The following is a 4,645-nucleotide window of genomic DNA, read 5'->3' on the forward strand; positions in this document are numbered from 1 at the left end:
ACACCAAGCGAGTCATGGTGGGCGCGGCTGTCGTTGCCGCCACCGTCGGATCCCTCTTTGCCGGTGCGTCGAGCGCTTTCGCGCACGGTTTCGTCAGCCCGGCTCCGACGCCCGGGGGCGCGAGCTGCCAACCGACGAACAGCACGCCCGGCGGCGACCTCCGGGCGCGTCAGGACGTCGCGCAGAACATTGCGAACGGATATGTGGGCACAGCCGTCAATAACAAGCATTCCTTCGAAGCCTTCAAGGTCGCGTTCGACAGCGGAGCTCTTGACGGCAAGATCGCCTCGGGAGGAACGTCCTTCTCGGGCAGTCAGCTGAACGAGCAGACGTCGACGATGTGGGCGAAGCAGGACTTCCAGAAGGGCCAGACCGTCACGGCCGGCTGGTGCATCACCGCCCCGCACAAGACGACGGACTACAAGTACTACATCACTAAGAAGGACTGGAACCCGGACCAGCCGCTGACGCGTGACTCCTTCGAGAAGGATCCGCTGACGACGGTCTCCGGAAACCAGCAGGTGCCCGCAAAGGGCCTGCACAAGATCCCGCTGCCCGCTGACCACACCGGTTACCACGTCATCCTGGCCAAGTGGACCATCGATGACACCGACAAGGCCTTCTACAACGTCATCGACGTCAACATCAAGGGCGACAACGGCAGCATCGGGCAGAAGCCGTCCGCTCCGAGCGGCCTGCACGACATGGGCGTCACCGCACAGCAGGTCGACCTGATGTGGAACACGGCCCCCAGCCAGGACAAGGTGACGGGCTACGAGGTCTGGCGCAACGACAAGAAGATCGCCGACGTCAAGGACGGCCTGGACTACCCGGTGTTCAAGGACACCTCGGTGTCCCCCGACACGAAGTACACCTACAAGATCCGTGCCGTGAACGCGGCAGGTGAGTCCGCCTTCTCCACCACCCACACCGTGACGACGGCCAAGCCGTCGGCCTTGACGCCGGTGGTGACGCAGGCGTGGCTGGTGAAGAAGGACGACGGGCCGACGCTGGTCTCCGTGAAGGGCACCGGTGAGCCGGGGGCGCAGGTGTTCATCAAGGCCAAGGACGGGTCCTGGAGCGACCGCCAGATCAAGGTCGGCCAGAACGGCGAGTTCGAGTTCCGGACCGGCTACTTCGAGAAGGACGGCGTGACCGTCCAGCTCCGCAAGGACGGCAAGGAGCACACCTCGGCGAAGGTGGCCCTGCAGGCCGCCCCGGCCGAGATCACGTCTCCCGCGGCCGGCTCCAAGGTCGACCCCACCTTCACAGTGACCGGTAAGGGCGAGGCGGGCGCCGAGATCACCGTGAAGGCCGGCACCACCGAGACCAAGGTCAAGGTCAAGGCCGACCGGACCTGGACGGCGACCCTGGCGAACGTGAAGGCCGGGTCCCAGCAGCTCAGCGCCGTCCAGACCATCGACGGCGTCAAGTCCACCGCGACCACCCGCACTGTCACCGGCACCGGCTCGGACACCTCCCTGCCCGAGTGGGACGCCCGTGCCGCCTACACCAAGGGCGACCGCGTCACCCACGACGGCGCCACCTACGAGTGCGTCGAGTCCTACCAGGGTGTCGGTGACCCGAACTGGATCACCGCTCTCTCCCTGTGGAAGCCCGCGAAGGCCTGACCGCACACGGCACTCCCCGCCGGCCCCAGCCCGTCCTCCTGGCCGCTAGGGGGACGGGCCCGGGGCCCCGCGACATGAACCGGTAATTCAACGGCTGAACAGGTGTATTCGACGTGTGTGGTATGAGGAGACGGGGCCGCCGTGTCTCAAGGGCTCTGGAGTCGTATTCCGGGAAGCGGAACGCGATAACCGGGCTGAGGGTCGCTGTCGGCGTCATTTTTCTGTGGTTCGGAATCCCCAAGTTCTTTGCCGGCGGCAGTCCGGCGGAGTCCCTGGCGGTCAGGACCGTTCATGAGCTGACCCTCGGAGCCGTGGGCGGTGGCAGCGCGCGTGTGCTCGTCGCGTCGGTCGAAGTCGCCATTGCGCTCGTCCTGCTGTCGGGGAAGGCGGACCGACTGGCGGCCCTCCTGATGACCGGGCATCTCGTGGGGGCCTGCGCGCCGTTGGCCCTCTTTCCGGACGAGACCTGGCGGTCATTCGGGGTGGGGACCCTCGAGGGCCAGTACATGATCAAGAACGTTGTCCTGGTCGCGGCTGCCGTGGTGATTGCAGCCCACTCGGGGGAGCGGAGTCGGGTCTCGTGATCACCGCCCGCACACTCGCCGCTGCCCTGCTGTGCGCCGTGTTCGCTCTCGGCACCCCGGCCGCCGGTGCCGCCGCTGCGACCTCCGTGCCCGACATCGGCGCACAGGCAGCTGAGTTGGCCCGCGCCAACCTCGAGGTCGGCGGCTGCGGCACCAACAGCGACGGCGGCAACTCTTCTGGACCAGAGACCAGTTCACGCGATCAATGGCTACGAAAATCTTGGATGACCCTGATTGATCGTGTAAGTCTGTGATCTGAGAGTGTGGCGGGGTCTGTGACTCCGCCCCTCCGGAAAGGCATGATCACGTGACCGAGACGCACATACCCGAGCTGGCCGAGACCGATGGCATCCCGGCCGAGCAGGTGAACGCCCTGCTCGAGCAGCTGATGGACTCCGCGGATGCGGCTGGTGCTCCGCTGGTCGGCGAGGGCGGGCTTCTGCAGCAGCTGTCGAAGGCCCTGCTGGAGCGGGCTCTGCAGACGGAGATGACCGAGCATCTGGGCTATGAGAAGGGAGATCCGGCCGGCCGTGGCAGCGGCAACTCGCGGAACGGAACCGCTGCGAAGACGGTGCTGACGGACGTCGGACCGGTCGAGGTGGAGGTCCCGAGGGACCGCAACGGGGACTTCGAACCGCACATCATCCCGAAGGGCGCCCGCCGGCTGTCGGGTTTCGACGAGCAGGTCCTGGCCCTCTACGCACGGGGCATGAGCGTGCGTGACATCCGCTCGTACTTGGCGAAGATGTACGGCACCGACGTCAGCCCGGACCTGATCAGCAAGGTGACCGACGCGGTCAACGACGAGATCACCACATGGCAGTCACGCCCGCTCGACGCCGGGCGGTTTCCAGCAGTGGTTGCGAATTACCTGGTCAATGGGCCTGTGAGGCATTCTCGCATGGCCTCGGCTGGGGTCTTGTCGCCGAGCACCATGCGGGGCCGGCGGTTGAGTTGCCGGGCGACGTCGCGCAGGTCCCGGGCTGTGTGGACGGACAGGTCGGTGCTCTTGGGAAAGTACTGCCGCAGCAGACCGTTCATGTTCTCGTTCGTGCCGCGCTGCCAGGGTGAGTGCGGATCGCAGAAGTAGATCCGGAAGCCGGTCAGCGCCTCGATGTCCTCGTGCAGCGTCAGCTCGCGCCCCTGGTCCCAGGTGAGCGACTTCTTCAGCTGGGACGGGATATGGGCGGTCTGGGAGATGAGTGCGTTGCGGACCTGCGGTGCCTTCCACCCGCCGGGCAGGTGGATCAGATGGACATAGCGAGTGGTGCGTTCGACCGGGGTGCCGATCGCCGAGCTCTGGCCGCGGCCGATGATGAGGTCGCCCTCCCAATGCCCCGGTATTTTCCTGTCGTTGACCTCCAGAGGGCGTTCGTGGATCAGCGTCATATTCTTGATCTTGTTCAGGGTCGGGACGCCTCGGCGTTGTTTCTTGCGGCGGGTTCGGCCGGTGCGGAGCTTGGCGTCACGTCGGCCGAGAAGCCCGGCGAACAGGGCCCGGTAGATCGTTTCCGGGCAGACCCGCATGGCCGGGGCGTGGACGTACTCGCGGTCCAGGTAGCGGGCGATCTGCTGGGGCGACCATTTCTCGGTGAGTTTCTCGCGCACCGGTGTGCGCAGTGGCTCGTTGGCCCGGAATTTCGGCTCTTTCGGGCGGTGACGGTGCAGGAGGGCCTGGTTGTGGGCCCACCACGGGTTGTAGCGGCTGTCCGGCTTGCTGTTGCGTTTGATCTCCCGGTGCACGGTCTGGAAACTCTTCCCGATCGATGCGGCGATGTCCTTGACGGGCTGTCTGGCGTGGAGGCCGTCGGCAATGGCGATGCGGTCGTCCTGGGTCAGGAAACGCGGTGATATCGGGCCGGGGTCGGGAACGAGCATGCTTCCAGCATCGATGAACCACAGCGAGCCGCAGCTGGCCGAGACCCCGACCACGCGCGCAGCGGCCGCACCCTTATACCCCTGTCTCAGCAGCTCGAAGTACCGCTTCTTCACCGCGGTCGGCATCTTGTTGGGCGGGAACTTCGGCATCCGAACGCTCTCCTTCCGAGGCGTTCGCAACCACCGATAGAACTCAAGCCGTCTGGCCGGTGGTCTATATCGACGCGCTGTGGATCAAGGTCCGGGACGGCAAGGTCGCCAACCGCCCTGTCCATCTCGCCGTCGGTGTCGATCTCGACGGCTGCAAGCATGTGCTGGGGCTGTGGATCGGCAAGGACGGCGAGGGCGCCCGCCAGTGGCTGACCATCCTCGGTGAACTCAAGGCCCGCGGCATCGAAGACATTCTCGTGGCCTGCTGCGACGGGCTTCCTGGCCTGCCGGACGCCATTAATGCCGTCTGGCCTCGCACGACTGTTCAAACGTGTGTGATCCACTGGAGCCGTCAAGAAACAACATGGTGGTTATCGGCGCCGACTGAGGTGAGCAGGTCGG

The 4,645-nt window shown here is 65.8% G+C and carries 4 protein-coding genes and 2 pseudogenes; 5 read left to right on the forward strand and 1 reads right to left on the reverse strand.

From position 1 onward, the window contains the following. The 4 genes and pseudogenes from ACLHRZ_RS36775 to ACLHRZ_RS36790 all read left to right on the forward strand — a co-directional run. On the forward strand, window positions 1–1,631 hold a 1,631-nt coding region (locus ACLHRZ_RS36775), incomplete at its 5' end, for a lytic polysaccharide monooxygenase (RefSeq protein WP_490422935.1). 122 nt (window positions 1,632–1,753) lie between these two features. Further along, window positions 1,754–2,215, forward strand: a complete 462-nt coding sequence (locus ACLHRZ_RS36780; protein WP_490422936.1) for a DoxX family protein — start codon at window positions 1,754–1,756, stop codon at window positions 2,213–2,215. After that, window positions 2,212–2,469, forward strand: coding sequence for a hypothetical protein (locus ACLHRZ_RS36785; protein ID WP_490422937.1), 258 nt, complete (start codon window positions 2,212–2,214; stop codon window positions 2,467–2,469). Before ACLHRZ_RS36780 ends, ACLHRZ_RS36785 begins: the two co-directional genes overlap by 4 nt. A 134-nt stretch (window positions 2,470–2,603) precedes the next feature. After that, window positions 2,604–3,056: pseudogene (locus tag ACLHRZ_RS36790) on the forward strand (transposase); the annotation flags it as partial. 26 nt (window positions 3,057–3,082) lie between these two features. Here the strand turns inward: ACLHRZ_RS36790 and ACLHRZ_RS36795 are convergent. After that, window positions 3,083–4,243, reverse strand: a complete 1,161-nt coding sequence (locus ACLHRZ_RS36795; RefSeq protein WP_490422938.1) for an IS30 family transposase — start codon at window positions 4,241–4,243, stop codon at window positions 3,083–3,085. 47 nt (window positions 4,244–4,290) lie between these two features. Between ACLHRZ_RS36795 and ACLHRZ_RS36800 the strand changes: the two are divergent. Then, window positions 4,291–4,645: pseudogene (locus tag ACLHRZ_RS36800) on the forward strand (transposase); the annotation flags it as partial.

This window comes from Streptomyces sp. AM25 (assembly GCF_058146165.1).

Bases quoted from the DNA above. Each gene is read 5' to 3' on its own strand.
- ACLHRZ_RS36780 (WP_490422936.1), top strand. From the start codon at position 1,754: ATGAGGAGACGGGGCCGCCGTGTCTCAAGGGCTCTGGAGTCGTATTCC.
- ACLHRZ_RS36795 (WP_490422938.1), bottom strand. From the start codon at position 4,243: ATGCCGAAGTTCCCGCCCAACAAGATGCCGACCGCGGTGAAGAAGCGG.